Origin of the sequence: Shewanella psychropiezotolerans, from assembly GCF_007197555.1 — a bacterium.
Taxonomy (GTDB): Bacteria; Pseudomonadota; Gammaproteobacteria; order Enterobacterales; family Shewanellaceae; genus Shewanella; species Shewanella psychropiezotolerans.
Genome location: NZ_CP041614.1, coordinates 2,682,785 through 2,700,970, shown reverse-complemented (window position 1 = coordinate 2,700,970; position 18,186 = coordinate 2,682,785). Strand labels below are relative to the sequence as shown.

Here is an 18,186-nt window from a genome sequence, read left to right as displayed (position 1 = left end):
CGCCTTTTTTATGACCTTATCAATAAGCATCTATGTATAAACTGAATATCAATACTCAAGACTTCCTAGCACAGCATTGGCAGCAGACCCCCTTAGTCATCAAAAATGCCTTCACAGATTTTATCGATCCTATCAGCGCCGATGAGCTTGCGGGTCTCGCCTGCGAAGAAGAGCTCTCCTCTCGGGTTATCATAACCAAAGGCGATGGCTGGGATATCATTCAGGGCCCCATAGAAGAATATGATCAATTTGGTGAAGATAATTGGCAATTGTTAGTGCAAGCCGTCAATCATTGGCACCCTGATTCAGTCTCATTAGTCGAAGCCTTCAGATTCATCCCAGATTGGCGCTTCGACGACCTCATGGTGTCATTTGCGACACCTGGAGGCGGCGTCGGACCTCATATCGATAACTATGACGTTTTCCTGCTTCAAGGAGATGGGACACGCCGTTGGAAAGTAGGTGCGAGAGGAGATTACTCTCCTCGTGGTGGCGATACCCATACCGCACTCATCGACGACTTCGAGCCTATTATCGATGTGGTGCTGGAAAAAGGCGACATGCTGTATATCCCCCCTGGCTACCCACACAGAGGGGAAACTATCACAACGGCCTTGAGCTACTCCATAGGCTTTAGAGCACCGAGTCAGCAAGAGCTGATGAGTGGACTGGCGGATCATCTGCTTGATACCAACACGGGCTTACAGCGTTTTATCTCTGCAAATGAGCCTGAGTTTCCAGCGAGTCTTTCCATAGACCATCAAACAGGAATACTGGATCTGCTCAAAGACTTATTAGCACAGCCTCAGCATTACCAGCAGATGTTAGGCCAACTGCTGAGTCAGAACCGTTTCGAGTTGGACTTGTGCGAGCCAGAGCAAGATTACTCGACGGCAGATTTAACCTCTGCCCTGTCGGAAGGTGCTCAGTTAGTCCGAATTGGAGGCTTAAAAGTTATCAGTCTCGAGGACGATACTCAATCACGCTTATTCATTAACGGTGAGGAGTTCAAGTTAAACATAGACCAAGATGAGCTGAGCTATATCGCCAATCAGATGAGTCTGGATAATGATAAAGTGCTCGGCTTAATCCGCTCAGCAGAGGTGACAAAGTTTCTGCTCACTATGCTTAACTTAGGCTATTATTATCTAGCTTAAGCTGAGTTCCTTTAGGCTTAGCTCACGTAAAGCTAGCAGAATCAAAAATGGCACCTCAAATAAGGTGCCATTTTTATGTGCAGTGTTTAAAACAGAGAATAATCTACCACTAGCCCCAGAGTTTTTCATCGTTATGAATGTGGTACAAACTTTCGGCTCTAGAGACCAAAAGTTGAGCAAATTTAGCTTGAGTAGGCTCTCTTGTGGCGCCACTTTTTTGTAAGTTTTCCGCTTTCAACTGCCACACCATAGAGAAGTGACGCAATGCCTCACGGGCTGTTGCCGCCACTTTTACATCAACATAATCCGAGGGTAGATCGCCAGACATCACCCAAAAAGTCTGCTTCTTAGGCTGCTTAGACTGCATCTTCCAAACCGCGACGTAGGGCGCCAGGTAACGGCTCTCATCGGCTATGACCTTGCTAGGAATGATGCCTTTTTCAGCTAAGAATTTATTCGCCTTTTGAAAATGCTCTCTGATCCACTCCTGTCTCAGCTCTTCTTGTTGTTCTGCTGTTAGCGCTTGAGTTTGATCGACTGCTTGTTCCGTCATACTGAATTCCTATCTTATTATTGTAAACATATTGATTTCGCTTCGCTGGCTAATGCAATTTGGACATTAAAACCACTACTACTTTACGTTGACGTAAAGTGGAAAGCTAGATTGCCACACAGATCACAATTAATCCGAATCTTTACTTTGTTGAGAGTATCGCTAAATGCTATCGTTCTGCAATAAATATAACAAGCCGTCGGAGCATCTCTTTGAGCTCTGGCGTTTACATCCCCAAGTGGAGAACAGTACGTGGCTGTATTTAATCATATCTCTTTCGACGATCATGAACAGGTCGTATTTTGTCAAGACAAGGAAAGTGGCTTAAAAGCCATCATTGCCATTCATAACACCAATCTTGGGCCAGCCGTTGGCGGTTGTAGGATGTGGAATTATGAGTCTGATGATGAGGCATTAAACGATGTGTTACGCCTATCACGTGGCATGACCTATAAGAACGCCCTCGCGGGCCTCACCATGGGAGGCGGTAAGTCTGTCATCATCGCAGACCCTAAGCTTCAAGACCGTGAAGCCCTATTTCGCGCCTTTGGTCGCTGCATCGACGCTCTGGGGGGAAATATTACTCCGCAGAGGATGTCGGGGTGTCGACCAAAGATATCATGATCGCTCATGAAGAAACGCCTTACATGGCAGGACTCGAAGGAAAAAGTGGCGATCCATCACCTTTCACCGCATTGGGTACTTTTTTAGGCATAAAAGCGGCGGCGAAGCATAAGCTAGGTGTCGACTCACTCAAAGGACTCAAGATATCTGTCCAAGGTGTGGGCCATGTCGGTTATTACCTGTGTCGTCACCTCCATGAGGAAGGGGCTGAGCTAATCGTCACTGACATACATCAGGCTTCTCTAGATAAGGCAGCCGCCGAATTTGGTGCCATAGTCGTTGCTCCTCAAGATATCTATCATCAAGATGTCGATATTTATGCCCCTTGTGCTCTGGGCGCAACGATTAACGATACGACTATCCCACTGCTTAAGGCCAGCATAGTGGCAGGTTGTGCCAATAATCAGTTAGCCGAAGCACATCACGGCGAGAAGCTAAAAGAACTGGAGATTCTTTATGCGCCGGATTATGTGATCAATGCTGGTGGCATCATCAATGTCTCTTTCGAAAAAGACTATGATGCCAATGCATCGACTAAAAAAGTCGAAGAAATCTACCACACCTTGATGACTATTTTTACTGCATCTGATGAGCAAGATCGCACTACCGCTTCTATTGCCGATGAGATGGCCCGCAAGATCATCGAAGCGGCAAAAAAATAGGAAATATCGGTAAAATTACTACAGATTTTTTCACTATATTGATGGGACAAAATTAATTTTTTGTCCCATTTTTTATTTCTAAAAATAAATTTTCAATGCAGGCAAATAGATACAAGTCAGACATAGAAATTTAATCAAACCGTACTGGAAAATGTCATATTTGTCAGCTTAACTTAGAGGCTCGTTTACTCGCATAGGAAAATGCTATGGTGACTTTCAGGTATGATCTCAACCAAGACATGATAGAACTTCAGGCCAGTAACTGGTGTGGTTTAGAGCAAGTTTTTGTCAATGGGAAACGGGTTTCAAGAAAACTAAATTTTGGCCATAACAGTGAACACAACATCCGGCTCAATGATGGTAATTCCTGTCGTTTTCAATTACTTATAGATCCAACATCCGAAGAGATGATCTGTCGAATTTATAAGAGTAACAGTCTAATCACTAGCATTCACCAGGGGAAAGAGAACCTGAGCAAGAGTAGACAGTTGCTGCAAAATCTCGTCATTTTCACCACATTGTCAGGCTTACTCTTGCTGCTATTAAACTGATCACTTTATTCAATAAGAGGGATCAGACTAAACCAGTAAGGTGATGGATACACCTCTATCGCTCTGAGCTAGCAAAGGCTGAGCCTTTCACCTTGGATGCAGATAAGCTGGCTAGTTTGGTAATTGCCACTGCCTGCCGTGATGGTGGTAATTGACAGCTTTTGTTTATGAGTGCCATGTTCAATCAATAACGACGTTAATATCGTCCCATCTCTGGGATATGACACTGCAGAGACGAAGTCTCCTACGCTTAAATCCCGATACAGTTTTACGGTAACACTTCCGATAGATCTCGGTTCCAACGGGCCTTCAGACACCACCAGAGTGTAACCCCTTGCAAGCTCGACCTTAGTGACATAAATTTGGGCAGTATTGTTCTCGCTCACCCGCTTTATGGATGACGGTTCGGCAGTTTTCTGAATATTAACAGAGCATGCGCTCAGCATAAGAGAAAAGACGAGTATTGCAGTGGATTTTGACATTTGAAGCTGTGCCTATTGTGACCAATGGCAGGTATCTTAACCGATCAGGTGGGGAAGCGATTGATCTTATTGAGCATAAGGATAAAAGACGCTTGCTCATCTTCAGACAAATTGACCAGAAAATTATCATTGACCCTTTCGGCTTCACGGATTAAATCTTGTTCTAGGGCTTTGCCAATGTCGGTTAAAAAGATCTGAAAAGCACGACGATTGTCGGCCTCTTGGTGGCGATGGATTAAACCTTGTGTCTGAAGTTGGTCTAATAACCGAGTCATGGTGTAGTTAGCAACATCGCAACGCTTAGATAACTCAGTTTGCGTTATCCCCTCCTCTTGCCAAAGAGCAAAAAGAACCGGCCAAAGCTTAATATCGAGTTGGTATCGTTTGAGTTTCTCATCCAGTGCATTTTGCAGGTCAATATTCAAGTGAGATACCAAGTAGCCAAGACTTTCATAATGTTTCAACTAGCACCTCCAATTCAATAAGAACCTAATTTAATACTACCACTAAGCTCACAAGAAACTAGCAATACTCAAAACTAATTATGAAAACGATATAACATCAAAGCGTTAACCTAGATTTTCTTTATACCAGCTCACTCAAGAACATACTCTTCTACGAATCGGTAATAACAAGCCCTGCCGAGCTTGGCCGCCAGCCCATTAGATAGCTCAACGAAGACGCCATCCTCTTCAATGGTAAAGGCGCTTACGCCCTCAATATTAAAGTAAGTATCCAAGCCTGTCACCAGCTTAAAACTGCCACTTTCTAGCGCTTGATAATCAACAATAATGAGAGGAACAGATTCCACCGACACCTTAAGCTTTTCAACCGGCGTGATCAAAAAATGTTCTGCATCGATACGCTGAAGAATACTACTGAACAGACGAGCAAATTTTGTCGGTAGGGGTTCATTTTGGTAAAACCATTGCCCCTGATTGTCGATATGAAATAACACAGTTTCAGTGCATAGGGCATTATCTTGCCTCAACTGCTTCAATGCACTACCGACTTTATCTGCCTTGCTATTTTCCGATGTTTTACTCATCTCATCTCCTTATGCCGCCCTCCCCTTATTACCAGTAGAAAGGCCAATAGAAAGGGCAGTGGAAAGGCTAATAAAAAGACCAGGGTAACCTAGCCTTTTTATCTCATACTCAACAATGATTAAATTAAGCTCAATAACGCCTGCACGGGATGCCTCGGCTTGAAACCGCCAAAACGCTTCACCTGGCTTCGACAAGAGTAACCCGAAACCAATATTTGCTCCTGAGGCACGGCCTTCATGGCCTGCTCCCATGACATATCATACAGGGACTTAGAACGCTCCTTGTTCTCGAGTTCATGGCCATAAGTGCCAGCCATGCCACAACAACCTAGACTCACAGTGTCAAGTTTGGCACCAAAGTGAGAGAAAATCGTCTTCCATTCGGCGCCAGTACTTGGCTTAGCAGTCGATTCAGTACAATGACTAAACCAAGTAAAACTGGTGTTCTTGAGCGCCTCCCCTACCTCGGGCATGGTTTTTATCGCCTCAAGCAGCCACTCGCTGGACAGTTTAACCTCGAAATTACCTCTGGTATCACCTAAAACTTCCCGATACTCATCGCGATAACACAATACCATGGCCGGATCTACGCCTACCATGGGCATGTTCAATGCGTGCAACTTGGTCAGAAAATCTGCCGATGATTGAGCAGTCTTGGCAAACTTATCCAAGAACCCCTTGATATGAATGGGCTTACCGTTAGGTTTATAAGGCAGCAACACAGGCTTAAGCCCCATTTTTTCAATGAGCTTGATGAAATGGTAAACCGTGTCGGCCTCATAGAAACTATTAAATGGGTCTTGAACCACCAAGACATATTGATGACGTTCATCATCGTCTATCGCCTCCAGCGCCTCAAGATCATAACCTCTGCAAGCATGACCATCTAATTGCTGCTTCAGAGTAGGCACAGATAAAGCCGGCGCATCCACATAACCCAAGGATTTCTTGATCACCCATTGACTGATGCTGTTTTGCGCCAGTGCATTGGTGAGTCTGGGCGCGATGGCCATCAAGGGTAAAGAGTCCTCGATGCCGGCCACCAGATAATCTTTTGCCGGACGCAGATACCTTTGATAGTAGATATTGAAGAATTGTGCCCTGAACTTAGGCACATCGACCTTAACCGGACACTGAGATGCACAGGCCTTACAGGCTAAACAGCCCTTCAACGACTCCATGACTTCGTGTGAATAATCGTATTCACTCTTAGCTTTTAAGCTATTTTGTGCCCTCTGTAGCAAGCCCTGAGGTTTTTGCTTCGCAAGCTCTACGACATCCACCCCCTCTTTCTCAAGCAGGCGAAGCCACTCTCGCATCAGACCCGCACGACCTTTCGGCGACTGGACTCTGTCACCTGTGGCCTTAAATGAAGGGCACATGGGTGAATAGCTGCTGTAGTTGAAACACAGGCCATTGCCATTACAGTTCATCACATCGGGAAATGCATTTCGAGTCTGTATCGGGATCTGTCGATCTAGGCTGCCACGTTTGGCACTGTCGACATTGTAGATCAAGGCACCAGTGCCTTTAGGCGCCACCAGCTTGCCGGGATTGAGTTTATTATGGGGATCGAACAATCCCTTCACCTCTTCGAGCAGGCCATACAGATGCTGACCAAATACCGCCGGGCCATACTCACCGCGCACTCCTTTACCGTGCTCGCCCCACATAAGGCCGCCATATTTAAGGGTTAGCTCAGCGACTTGATCGGAAACTCGCTTCAATAACCTCTCGTCATTGATATCACACATGTCCAGCGCCGGCCTCACATGCAATACCCCGGCATCTACATGACCGAACATGCCATATTGAAGCTGATGGCTGTCGAGCAGGGCTCTAAATTCCATGATAAAGTCGGCTAACTTCTCCGGCGGTACGGCGGTATCTTCGGCAAAGGCTATGGGCTTACGTCGCCCCTTCATCGCCCCTAGCAAGCCAACCGCCTTCTTACGCATGGCGTAGATCATATTGATACTGGTTTTATCACTGGTCTGCTGATAACCAAGTAAGCCACAAGAACCTGCCGCTAGCTGGGCGTCTAGGCTGGAGATAAGTTTTGATACTCTCGCTTCAACCTCTTCTCTTTCACCGGCAAACTCCACCATGTTCAGGCCATCGATACGACTACCGGGAACATCTTTAATCAAGTCTGAGACAGAATGCCAGATAATATCCTGCTGCGCTAAATTGAGGACCTTAGAATCGACAGTTTCTACCACTGTCGCGTTGGCTTTAACCAGCTCGGAAGCATGACGCAGCGCAGATTCGAATGAGTCATACTTGATGTTGACCATCATGCGGACATCAGGCAGAGGCGTAATATCCAATTTAGCCTCGGTGATCACCGCCAAGGTCCCTTCGGAGCCAGTTAAAATACGCGACAGGTTAAATTCGGTGAGTTCATCATTCCAGACATTTTTTAGATCATAGCCGGTGAGAAATCGATTGAGCTTAGGAAAACGCGTTTCTATCTCACCACGATTGACACTGCACATATCGGCAATCTTAGCGATTAATTGCTGACCTAGTGGGTTATTAGTGAGCGCTTCGACATTTTTCAGTTTTTCACGCTTAATTGCATAAGTATTCAATACGCTGCCATCATATAACACGCTGGATAGCTCGAGTACATGATCGGAAGTCTTGCCATAGACCAGCGAGCCAGCCCCGGAAGCATCGGTATTTATCATGCCCCCCATGGTGGCACGGTTGGAGGTGGAAAGATCTGGACTAAAAAAGAAGCCATGATCCTTGAGCGCATCGTTGAGGGCATCCTTGACCACACCGGCCTCTACCCTCACCCAGCCCTCCTCGGCATTGATCTCCAGCACGCTATTGAGGTAGCGGGACAGATCTAAAATCAAACCATGGGTCAGTGACTGACCATTGGTGCCGGTGCCGCCACCACGAGCACTGAATACCACGCTATCAAACTCTTTTCGTGAAGCAAGCGAAAGGGCAAGGGCAACATCTTGTTGATTTCTGGGGTAAAGAACAGCCTGGGGTAGAAATTGATAGACAGAGTTATCGGTTGCCTGAGCTAAGCGTGCACTGTAACGCTTGTCTATGTCACCGCTGAACTCACTGCGTTCGAGTGCGATTAAGAAGGCAAGGTATTCAGGCTCGAGGGTGTTTTCATGTGATAACTTGGGCAACTTAGCGTTAGGTAACATATATGTTTCTGTCTATTATATTTATGTAATTATACCGCTATTATATAAAAATCTGACACAAAAAAAAGCCGCTATATAGCGGCTTTTAAGATTAGCTTATTCTATGTAAAGAATAATTAACTCTGTGCTTTACCCAAATACAGCCAGGTATCGATCACAGTGTCGGGGTTCAGTGAAACAGTATCGATGCCTTGCTCGACTAACCAGGCAGCAAAATCGGCATGATCTGAAGGTCCTTGACCACAAATCCCGACATAAGCACCCTTAGCCTTAGCGGCTTTAATGGCCATAGCCAGCAGGATTTTAACAGCTTCGTCACGCTCATCAAACAGATGACTGATGATACCTGAGTCGCGATCCAGACCTAGCGTCAACTGAGTCAAATCGTTAGAACCGATAGAGAAACCGTCGAAGTACTCGAGGAACTGCTCGGCAAGCAGTGCATTAGAAGGCAGTTCACACATCATGATGACGCGAAGACCATCTTTACCGCGCTCCAGACCTTCCTCTTTAAGCAGTTCAATCACCTGAGCCGCTTCACCTAAAGTACGAACGAATGGGATCATGATCTCGACGTTAGTCAGACCCATTTCATTACGCACACGCTTGATAGCCTCACACTCGAGTGCGAAACAGTCACGGAAAGAATCAGAGATGTAGCGACTAGCGCCACGGAAACCTAACATAGGGTTCTCTTCTTCAGGCTCGTATCTATCACCACCGACCAAGTTAGCGTACTCGTTCGACTTAAAGTCAGACATACGAATAATCACTTTCTTCGGATAGAAAGCCGATGCGATAGTCGCCATGCCTTCAACCAGACGCGCAATATAGAACTCAACCGGCGATGAATAACCCGCTATCATCTCGTTGATCTCTTCCTGAAGCGCAGCATCTTGCTGGTTAAACTCGAGTAGCGCCTTAGGATGAATACCTATCATGCGGTTGATGATGAACTCAAGACGTGCAAGACCAACGCCGGCATTAGGAAGACGGGCAAAGTCGAACGCTCTGTCCGGGTTACCCACGTTCATCATGATCTTCATTGGAAGATCAGGCATAGAATCTACACGAGATGAAGTGACTTCGAAGTCCTGGATACCTTCATAGATAAAGCCAGTATCTCCTTCAGAACAAGAAACTGTGATTTTTTGACCGGTCTTAATACGCTCAGTCACGTCACCACAACCTACGACAGCAGGCACGCCTAATTCACGGGCTATGATCGCCGCGTGGCACGTACGACCACCACGGTTAGTGATAATGGCACTGGCGCGCTTCATGATAGGTTCCCAATCGGGATCCGTCATATCAGTAACCAGTACATCACCTTCTTTAATCTGATCCATGTCTGCGATTGAAGACAGAACCTTAGCCACACCACTGCCTATCTTATGACCGATGGCGCGGCCTTCACAGAGTACCTCACCCTTAGTCTTAAGATGATAGCGCTCAATCAACTGCACATCTTCACGAGAACGCACAGTCTCAGGGCGAGCCTGAACGATGTAAAGCTTGCCATCATTGCCATCTTTAGCCCACTCGATGTCCATTGGACGTCCGTAGTGCTTTTCGATGACCATGGCCTGTTTAGCCAGTTCCATGACTTCATCGTCATTGATAGAGAACTGACGACGCTTATCGGCGGCAACGTCTTCAATCTTGACTTGCTTGCCATGGGCCTCATCATCGGAATACACCATCTGAATGAGCTTGCTACCGATATTGCGGCGAACAACGGCTTGATGACCGGCCGTTAAAATGGGCTTATGGACATAAAACTCATCCGGGTTAACCGCACCTTGAACAACCATTTCACCCAGGCCGAATGAAGAGGTAATAAATACCACATCATTATTGCCTGACTCGGTGTCCATGGTGAACATAACACCAGAAGCGGCGGTGTCAGAGCGAACCATGCGCTGCACACCGGCTGACAGGGCGACACCTTTATGGTCGTAACCTTGGTGAACACGATAAGAGATAGCGCGATCGTTGAACAAGGAGGCAAATACATGCTTCATCGCTACCAGAACCGCGTCATAGCCTTTAACGTTAAGGAAGGTTTCTTGCTGACCGGCAAATGAAGCATCGGGCATATCTTCTGCTGTCGCCGATGAGCGAACCGCAAAAGATGCATCCTTAGTTTCAGAGGAAAGCTTGTCGTAAGAATCTCTTACGGCCTGCTCAAATTCGGGGTGGAATGGGGTATCTATCACCCATTGTCTGATCTGTGCACCGGCTGTAGCGAGTGCGTTCACGTCATCTACATCTAGAATATCTAGAATGTCGTATATCTTCTGGTTCAGTCCGCTTTGTTCAAGGAATTCGTTGAACGCGTAAGAGGTGGTGGCAAAACCGCCAGGCACTTGAACGCCTGCATTAGCTAAGTTGCTAATCATCTCTCCAAGAGAAGCGTTCTTACCGCCGACCTTGTTGACGTCACCCATGCCTAATTCTTGATACCAGAGTACATATTGCTGCACAGTTCTATCTCCGCAAGTTTATTTCAGTGTGGCCCCTTCACAGGAGGGCAGCGGCATTTTACACTCCATCGCAACAAGCGTAAATCTATAATTTTATTTGTAATTTTATTACTACAAGAGGTCAAAATGTTACGTAAAGTTTTCTATATTTCAGACGGTACCGCCATCACAGCAGAGGTGTTTGGCCATGCAGTCCTCTCACAGTTTCCCGTTGAATTTGATGCACTTACAATTCCATTCGTCGAAACAGAAGCTAAAGCTCAAGCAATTAAAGCCCAAATAGATGATTGTTTTATTACAACAGGTGAACGTCCCTTAGTCTTCCATTCTATCGTCAAACCTGAGATTCGAGACATCATCTTCAGCAGTGAAGGCATAGATTATGACTTTTTGAACACTTTTGTGGCCCCATTGGAGAAACAATTGGGAATGAAAGCCTCTCCCGTGGTTCATCGAACTCACGGCAAGGATAATGAAGGCTATGAGGCCAGAATAGAAGCCATCAATTACACCATGGATAATGATGACGGTCAGACATTAAAGAACATAGATAGTGCCGATCTAGTTCTATTAGGTGTGTCTCGTTGTGGTAAGACCCCAAGCAGCCTCTACCTTTCGCTGCAGTTCGGTATTAAAGCCGCCAACTATCCTTTTGTCGAAGATGACATGGATAACCTCAAACTTCCCCCTGAGCTCAAACGAAATAAGAAAAAACTATTCGGTCTAACCATAGATCCGGTACGCCTCCATGAGATACGCCAGAGCCGCATGGAGAACAGCCGTTACTCCTCATTGCGTCAATGTCGTATCGAAGTTAAAGAGGTAGAGATGATGTACAAACGCGAGCGTATCCCCTACGTCGACACCACCAATCATTCGGTCGAAGAGATAGCCACTAAGATCCTCGATGTCACCGGACTGAAACGTCATATGTTCTGATGTAGGGCTGAAACTGCTTAAATATTCACTTATTTGGCAACTTATATGCACAGAGAGCCGAAATTAACCTCACTTTTCGTGATTAAGGCGCTGTGCATCTTTAAACTATTCGTTATAATCCGAAGCAATCAGGCTAAATGCCCTTACGAACGCTCGGTACAATGAATGACCATTAAAACAGACGAACTACGCACCACTTTATTATGTAAGGCAATTTCTCCGGCTAAATTAGCTTCTGAATATCCCCTCACCCAAGAGGCTGCCGACTACCTGGTTCAACAGAGACGCGAAGTCGAAGCTATCTTAACCGGTGAAGACCCAAGACTGCTGGTTATTATAGGTCCCTGCTCAATTCATGACACCAAGGCGGCCGTAGAATATGCGGAGCGCTTGGCAAAACTGCATATGGAGCTGAAAGACGATCTGTGTATCCTGATGCGCGTCTACTTCGAGAAGCCCAGAACCACAGTCGGCTGGAAAGGACTCATCTCAGATCCCGATCTCGACGGCAGTTTCAACGCCAACAAGGGACTTCGTCTCGCCCGTGAATTATTGCAAAAAATTACCGAACTCAAGTTGCCTATCGCAACCGAATTCCTCGATATGGTGAACGGTCAGTATATCGCCGACCTCATTACCTGGGGCGCTGTCGGCGCGCGCACCACAGAGAGTCAAATTCACCGTGAGATGGCATCGGCCCTATCTTGCCCGGTTGGTTTTAAAAATGGCACCGACGGCAACATCAATATTGCCATCGATGCCGTGCGCGCTGCGAAAGAGCCGCACATCTTCTATTCTCCGGATAAAGATGGCGCCATGGCGGTTTATCGCACCAGTGGTAACCCATTTGGCCACATCATTCTACGGGGTGGTAAGCAACCTAACTATCACGCCGAAGACGTTAATGCCGCTGCAGAGCAACTGAAAAGCTTAGGTGTTTCCCATCGTATGGTTGTCGACTTCAGCCACGGCAACAGCCAGAAGAAACATGCCCAGCAACTCATCGTCGCCGACAGCATCATCAAACAGATGAATGAAGGCTCGACGGCTATCGCAGGTATCATGGCCGAAAGCTTCATCGAAGAGGGTAACCAGAAGGTGATCCCTGGTGAGGAGCTGGTCTATGGTAAGAGCATCACAGATGCCTGTTTGCATTGGGAAGACTCAGAGAAACTGCTTCGCTCTCTCGCTAAAGCGTCGAGAGACAGAATAAATAAACTTAGCTCGTAAAGGCTAATCCCGTAAAAAAGGCTTCTCAGCATTGCTAAGAAGCCTTTTTTTGATCTAAAAATCCATCAAGATCATTGACACGCTCCCAATAACTGCCACACGCCCGACGCGGATGGAAGTTCATTCTGAGTCCACCACTTGGCTTGATAGCTGAGTGACTCATATACCACGAGATCGCCACTGTTATAGGTACCAGACTCATCCCATGGAGACTGAGTGCATGTTTTAGGTGGCTCAGTGGGCGTTTTCACATCCAGCCTGAAGGTGAGTCCTAACTGGTTAACCCACACTTTATTAAGAGCCAGATCCTCTGAATAGACAATTGCATCACCACTAGATTTAACTCCCACTTGTATTACTGAAAAATATTGAGCCGACACTTGCTGTGAAAGCTGTTTAGCCCATATCTCAGTGGCCAGGTTTGACTGCTCTACCGTAATTTTCTCAAACACCAACTCATCCCCCTGGGGGCTAAACAGACGGAACCAGACTTCATCACCTTCATTAGCCGTTAAACCGTTGACGATATATTGGTCTAACTCGGTCCACTCCAAAGGTTGAGTCTCATTTACTATGGTAATATCACTGCAATTGTAAAAACCTTCACCAGCGGCATCTTCACGCTGCCATCGAGTATACAAGGTCGCAGCACCAAGGCGGTCTCGAGGAAAAGGAACCCTTATCTGATACACATTACGGCCATCGAGACTGGTGACAGCAACATCGCTCACCTCGGCAATAAGCGCGAGTTTTTGCCAACTCAGAGTTTCCGTGTCAGCATCGAAACTGGGGGCGGACAGGTAAAACTCCCAGAAACTGGGGTTATGGGGAGTATGAGCATCGAAAGTCACAGTCACATGACCCTCGCTGTCCGGGGTGATCAGGCTACGCTGCCAGTATGGTGAGGCGATATCCATGCCGGACTTGTCAATGTCTCCACCGGCGCAGAGCTGACCATCCGGGATAGCCAGTTTTACCGCTTCGATATTGTGGTAATCGATAACATTGACCGAGAATTCGTTATTTTGCACGAAAGGTTTAGTGCCCTTGGCAAGAAAAGCCACCCGGCAAGCCAGATTCGGGATGGCCGAGCCGTCTTCGGGCCACCAATAGCCCCCCGCTTCGACACAAAACTGCTGACGCGCCTTAGGATTTTCCATAAAACCGTGAGCCTGAACGAGCTGACTGCTTAGCAAGGCCATTGTCAGGCCGAGACTGATGATAATTTGAATTGAGTTTTTCATTGTTTCTCACTCATCGATTAGGCAGTACCACTGAGTCTGCCTCAATCAAAAACGGGTAATACAAGGGAAAAGCCACCACTTGGCCTGATACTGATTGCCTGAATAAGCGGCTCTGTCGCGACTTAGGTCCATTGCAGCGATCTGGAGTCAGTATTTAAGCGAACCGTTCCTTTAGTTTGGTTCACTCAAATACTGGCTTAGCCAATCAGTTATTTAATTAAAAAACTGATTCAGTTGATGACTTACGCAGTTAATGACTTAGTTCATCACCTAGTTCAGGTTACAAACAAAGTCCCAATCGCCGCTCGAGGCACTTGGCTTGGCATTGGTCCACCAAAGCGCAACGAATACGGCCGTCTCATCTTTCATCCTGTCTCCACCAGTGGCGTGACTGGGATTTCCCGCCCAGTCTGTTTGAGGGAAGTTCGGATAAGCCGGGATAACGGACGGTTCGATATTGGCATCACGACATGAATCAGATATTGGTGGTGTGGTATCACCACAACCCGGCGCCGTTGGATCCAGCTCACATTCACCCGGCACTGTGCTCCCTGCTTGACCAAAGTCATAGGTAACCCCATCAAATGACACGGTGAAGTTCGAAGGCATAGACACAGGTAAGTAATACTTAATCGTGCCACCAAAATCGGCACCAGGCGCGATAGACTTGTAGCTAGGCAAAGTAAAGCGAACCCGATGGAAATCATTTTCCAGGCCGCCGACGTTACCCGAAGCCGCGTTTGACCCATCGGTAACAACCGCTAAGTTCATGCCCGATTGATCGCTTATTTGAGATGACGTCGACGTCGAGATATCAAACTCAAACACGGCACCGCCAGGTATAGTGCTCTGGCTGTTGTTGCTGATGGTGAGTGTCGGCGTAATGGGATAATTACTGTCACCCACCTTGTAACCCGACAAGTTCGCGCTCAAGGCTAAGGCGTTAGCCAGCGCAGGAGAGTTGCTGACGGTATTGCCGTAAGGCGTCGCACTGGCAAACTTATCGTAGGCAATCGTTGTCATCGTTTCACCGATGAAATACTCGCCTTGGCCAGAGTTACGCTCTGGATACCAGTCAAAATCACCGGCCAGCTCCCAGAACATCACGCCACCGATACCTTTGTCGACCACATACTGAACCTTAGTATTCATCGCCTGCTCATCTTCGGTAGACAGGTAGACTTGCTTTGATGGATTCCATAACCAGGAAGACTGGGCGACATTATCGTAATGACGCTCGTAAGTTCCCGTCAGTTCATCGGCAGGATCATTGATAGGATCTAGGCCATAGCTGGCAAGGTAACTGCCGGTTATGCCCTGTTCCAGGTTCTTGGCATGCCACATGGGATTAGATCCGGCGAACATCTCGTTGCCGTTTTTATCAAGATCGTGCCAGAGGTTATCTATCCCCTGAGCACCATAACCACAATTATTGTCGCCTTCACCGGTACCCGATGGACAAGAGGCTTGATCAGGTAATGCCGCCTTACCCCACAGACCGTTTAACCCACCAGTGACTCCTTGCCAACCTCGGGTATAGTAAGGTAAGCCTATATTAATACGGCCCGCTGGCATGGCGCCGCGGAAATAATGATAGGCCCAGTCGGTGTTGAGGTAGCCAATGCCACCATATTGCGCAGTCGAATACACATCCCAAAATGCCAGCTCGGCATCTTCGCCGGTATCATAAAGCGCGGCGTTATGGCCGACAAAATCGTTCCAGGCACCGTGTAGGTCATAACTCATAATGTTGACGTAATCGAGGAATCGCGTCATCTGATACGCTTCCATGCCGCGCAGCAAATAGCCAGATGCAGGGGCGGCAACAGTAAGCATGTAGTGCTTATTGTCTTGCTTACCGGCAGTATCAAGCTTCTCACGCAGGGTTTTCATCAAGGTGTCGTACTGAGCAAATAGGGTCGCTCTGAGCGGATCGGCGACGGCAAAGTCATCGGGATTACCGGATTTAGCCATCGAGGTGGCATACTCATAATCAATATCTGCGCCATCGAAACCATAGGTTTGCAAGAACTCCACCACAGAATCGGCAAAGGTATTGATCCCAGCTTGTGTCTTGGTCATCTCATAGAAACCACCACTGGCAATACGGTTACCAGTATCATCGAAATAGCCACCGGTCTCGGCCCAACCACCGATTGAGATCAAGGTCTTCACCTGAGGATGCAACTTCTTATACTTATTAAGCAGGTTGAAATGTCCCTTATAGCTGTACTCAGGATCCATCTCGGCGCCGACCACTCCCGCCCAAGTCATGCTGGTTGCGGGGTTTTCCAAACTGTTTGGATCACCAACCGATACCTTGTTATTGCCATCGATATGGGCAAATGCATAGTTAATATGGGTGATCTTATCCCATGGAATATCGTTCACCAGATAACTTGGCTGGCCGTTGGTACCATTTCTCCAGGAGGTAAAGTAACCAATTACGCGGCGCGCATGATCGGCGCCCATCTTCTCACGACCATTTTCATCATAAATATCACAATAAACTGAATCCCCTTCTAAACCATCGGGACGACAGGCTTCATGGCTTGTCGGTCTATCACCCACATAACCAAGAATGGCACTCGAAAGCGCACTCGCCCCCAGGTTATCGGTCACTTCGGCCGTAATAGACAGATCGCCCACTTGCGCTGTGCTATACAGAGTCGAATACGGCGCTAGGGTGTCTGTTTCTATCAAGACACCATTGGCGAAGAAGCTCACCGAGACGATATCACCATCACTGTCCAAGGCATTGGCACCGATAGACAGTTCACCATTGACAACCAAATTGAAATTGGCACTCGGAGAGGTTAATTCAACACTCGGCAGCTGATTGGCCGCTGTAACGTTTATATTGACTGACGCAGAGACAGCGCTGTCATTTTGAGAGTCAAATGCACGCGATTGCAGACTATGATCTCCCGCATAGCTAGCAATCCAGCTAAACTCATAGGGATCGCTAGTATCTGTGCTCACAACCACGCCGTCAACAAGCAGCTCAACCTTAGCTATGCTGTCGCCAACATCGGGATCCGATGCATTTGCAGTAATAAGAATCGAGTCTCCGGATGTGACAGCGCTGTCATTAATTGGCGAAATAATAGCTGTCTCAGGCGATAAATTCTGGTTATTCACCACAGTAATATTAACCAGCTGCTCAGTCGATGCACCATCATTATCGGTAGCGGTGACCTTCAATACCACGGCGCCTTGAAGGTGTGCTAACCAAGGGCTGGTCACCGGAATATCGTTCGCCGTCCACATCAAGCTGTCTACCGTGCCATCACTGTCGGTCGCTTCGGCGTTAAGCACCATCGAATCATTTAGGTTGACTGTACTACCTGCTTGAGGCGCGAGTATGTTCACCACAGGCGCTTGATTTGAGGCTCCATCGCATTGACCTAAGGTTTCCCACACCCCCCACTCACCGGCATCCGCTGGTGACTCGTTGGTGGTCCACCATTTATTTTGAAAGAGGGTATTTTGCTCTGTGACCTGTGTGGTACTGGCATACACGGTATCGGCTAGCCAAGGTGCGACCCCTTGGCAATCGACAGCGTAAGCTTGGCTGACCACGGCTTGACTCAAAAGCGATGTGCTTATTAATAAAGCGAGGCGGTGCCGCCTGCCCAAATATGCAGTTTTGTTACTCATTTGATTATTCCTATTATTATTTAGTTGTACCGAAATACCTAAATACAGAGACAACAAAACTCAACAACCATAACGGCAAGATAACTTCATCGGTATTTACACCCGCTCACTTCAAGCCATTGGTTATGAAGTGGTTTGGATACTATTTAAACTACACTCATATTCTGAATTTGTTTATTAGTTTAATATAATAATAAAATCACCTCTTATAACTTAGCTAACTTTTCATTTATTTTTCAAAGACTAACAAATACGCCACAAGCGATGAACTATGCGAAATAGATGCGTATTTATTATTTTAAATACAATCAACTCAGGTTAAATAAACTCAATATCAGTTTATTTTTTAACAAATGACACCGCTAAATCATAGA

12 protein-coding genes and 1 pseudogene are annotated in these 18,186 nt (G+C 46.9%); 5 read left to right on the top strand and 8 right to left on the bottom strand.

Annotation, left to right across the window (positions count from 1 at the left end):
* The first annotated feature begins 32 nt into the window (after positions 1-32).
* On the top strand, positions 33-1,157 hold the full coding sequence (locus FM037_RS12005) for a ribosomal protein uL16 3-hydroxylase (protein WP_144046198.1): 1,125 nt from the start codon (positions 33-35) through the stop codon (positions 1,155-1,157).
* Between the two features lie 109 nt (positions 1,158-1,266).
* Here FM037_RS12005 and FM037_RS12000 read toward each other — a convergent pair whose 3' ends face one another.
* The gene (locus FM037_RS12000) at positions 1,267-1,710 is read right to left on the bottom strand and encodes a DUF4826 family protein (RefSeq protein WP_144046197.1); all 444 of its coding nucleotides are present in this window, start codon (positions 1,708-1,710) and stop codon (positions 1,267-1,269) included.
* 252 nt (positions 1,711-1,962) lie between these two features.
* On the opposite strand from FM037_RS12000, the pseudogene FM037_RS11995 reads away from it, so the two are divergent.
* Both FM037_RS11995 and FM037_RS11990 read left to right on the top strand, forming a co-directional pair.
* Positions 1,963-2,996, top strand: a pseudogene (locus FM037_RS11995) (Leu/Phe/Val dehydrogenase).
* 206 nt (positions 2,997-3,202) lie between these two features.
* Positions 3,203-3,547, top strand: coding sequence for a hypothetical protein (locus tag FM037_RS11990; RefSeq protein ID WP_144046196.1), 345 nt, complete (start codon positions 3,203-3,205; stop codon positions 3,545-3,547).
* Positions 3,548-3,615: 68 nt separating this feature from the next.
* Here the strand turns inward: FM037_RS11990 and FM037_RS11985 are convergent, their stop codons facing one another.
* From FM037_RS11985 to ppsA, 5 genes are all read right to left on the bottom strand, one after another.
* Entirely contained in the window at positions 3,616-4,029 is a 414-nt protein-coding gene (locus FM037_RS11985; RefSeq protein WP_144046195.1) for a PliI family lysozyme inhibitor of I-type lysozyme, read from the bottom strand.
* 44 nt (positions 4,030-4,073) lie between these two features.
* A complete protein-coding gene (locus tag FM037_RS11980; RefSeq protein WP_144046194.1) occupies positions 4,074-4,493 on the bottom strand; it encodes a MarR family winged helix-turn-helix transcriptional regulator in 420 nt (139 codons plus the stop codon).
* A 131-nt stretch (positions 4,494-4,624) separates the two neighbouring features.
* The gene (locus FM037_RS11975) at positions 4,625-5,077 is read right to left on the bottom strand and encodes a DUF1285 domain-containing protein (protein ID WP_144046193.1); all 453 of its coding nucleotides are present in this window, start codon (positions 5,075-5,077) and stop codon (positions 4,625-4,627) included.
* A gap of 119 nt (positions 5,078-5,196) precedes the next feature.
* Positions 5,197-8,253 (bottom strand): D-2-hydroxyglutarate dehydrogenase YdiJ, encoded by a 3,057-nt coding sequence (gene ydiJ, locus FM037_RS11970; RefSeq protein ID WP_144046192.1) that lies wholly within the window; start codon positions 8,251-8,253, stop codon positions 5,197-5,199.
* Between the two features lie 116 nt (positions 8,254-8,369).
* Positions 8,370-10,739: a phosphoenolpyruvate synthase gene (gene ppsA, locus FM037_RS11965; protein WP_144046191.1), complete on the bottom strand. Its 2,370-nt coding sequence runs from the start codon at positions 10,737-10,739 to the stop codon at positions 8,370-8,372.
* A gap of 126 nt (positions 10,740-10,865) precedes the next feature.
* Between ppsA and ppsR the strand changes: the two genes are divergently transcribed.
* Positions 10,866-11,678, top strand: coding sequence for a posphoenolpyruvate synthetase regulatory kinase/phosphorylase PpsR (gene ppsR / locus FM037_RS11960; RefSeq protein WP_144046190.1), 813 nt, complete (start codon positions 10,866-10,868; stop codon positions 11,676-11,678).
* A 165-nt stretch (positions 11,679-11,843) separates the two neighbouring features.
* Positions 11,844-12,908 carry a 3-deoxy-7-phosphoheptulonate synthase gene (locus FM037_RS11955; RefSeq protein ID WP_144046189.1) on the top strand — a complete coding sequence of 355 codons (1,065 nt, stop codon included), beginning with the start codon at positions 11,844-11,846 and terminating at the stop codon, positions 12,906-12,908.
* 71 nt (positions 12,909-12,979) lie between these two features.
* On the opposite strand, the gene FM037_RS11950 is transcribed toward FM037_RS11955, so the two are convergent.
* Positions 12,980-14,152, bottom strand: coding sequence for a lytic polysaccharide monooxygenase (locus tag FM037_RS11950; protein WP_144046188.1), 1,173 nt, complete (start codon positions 14,150-14,152; stop codon positions 12,980-12,982).
* Positions 14,153-14,422: 270 nt separating this feature from the next.
* The gene (locus tag FM037_RS11945; RefSeq protein ID WP_144046187.1) at positions 14,423-17,812 is read right to left on the bottom strand and encodes a glycosyl hydrolase family 18 protein; all 3,390 of its coding nucleotides are present in this window, start codon (positions 17,810-17,812) and stop codon (positions 14,423-14,425) included.
* Positions 17,813-18,186: the final 374 nt, after the last annotated feature.

Excerpts from the sequence above, each read along its gene's own strand:
- FM037_RS11990 (WP_144046196.1), top strand. The coding sequence starts at position 3,203 with ATGGTGACTTTCAGGTATGATCTCAACCAAGACATGATAGAACTTCAG.
- FM037_RS11945 (WP_144046187.1), bottom strand. The coding sequence starts at position 17,812 with ATGAGTAACAAAACTGCATATTTGGGCAGGCGGCACCGCCTCGCTTTA.
- FM037_RS12000 (WP_144046197.1), bottom strand. The coding sequence starts at position 1,710 with ATGACGGAACAAGCAGTCGATCAAACTCAAGCGCTAACAGCAGAACAA.
- ppsR (WP_144046190.1), top strand. The coding sequence starts at position 10,866 with ATGTTACGTAAAGTTTTCTATATTTCAGACGGTACCGCCATCACAGCA.
- FM037_RS12005 (WP_144046198.1), top strand. The coding sequence starts at position 33 with ATGTATAAACTGAATATCAATACTCAAGACTTCCTAGCACAGCATTGG.
- FM037_RS11950 (WP_144046188.1), bottom strand. The coding sequence starts at position 14,152 with ATGAAAAACTCAATTCAAATTATCATCAGTCTCGGCCTGACAATGGCC.
- FM037_RS11975 (WP_144046193.1), bottom strand. The coding sequence starts at position 5,077 with ATGAGTAAAACATCGGAAAATAGCAAGGCAGATAAAGTCGGTAGTGCA.
- FM037_RS11985 (WP_144046195.1), bottom strand. The coding sequence starts at position 4,029 with ATGTCAAAATCCACTGCAATACTCGTCTTTTCTCTTATGCTGAGCGCA.
- ydiJ (WP_144046192.1), bottom strand. The coding sequence starts at position 8,253 with ATGTTACCTAACGCTAAGTTGCCCAAGTTATCACATGAAAACACCCTC.
- FM037_RS11955 (WP_144046189.1), top strand. The coding sequence starts at position 11,844 with ATGACCATTAAAACAGACGAACTACGCACCACTTTATTATGTAAGGCA.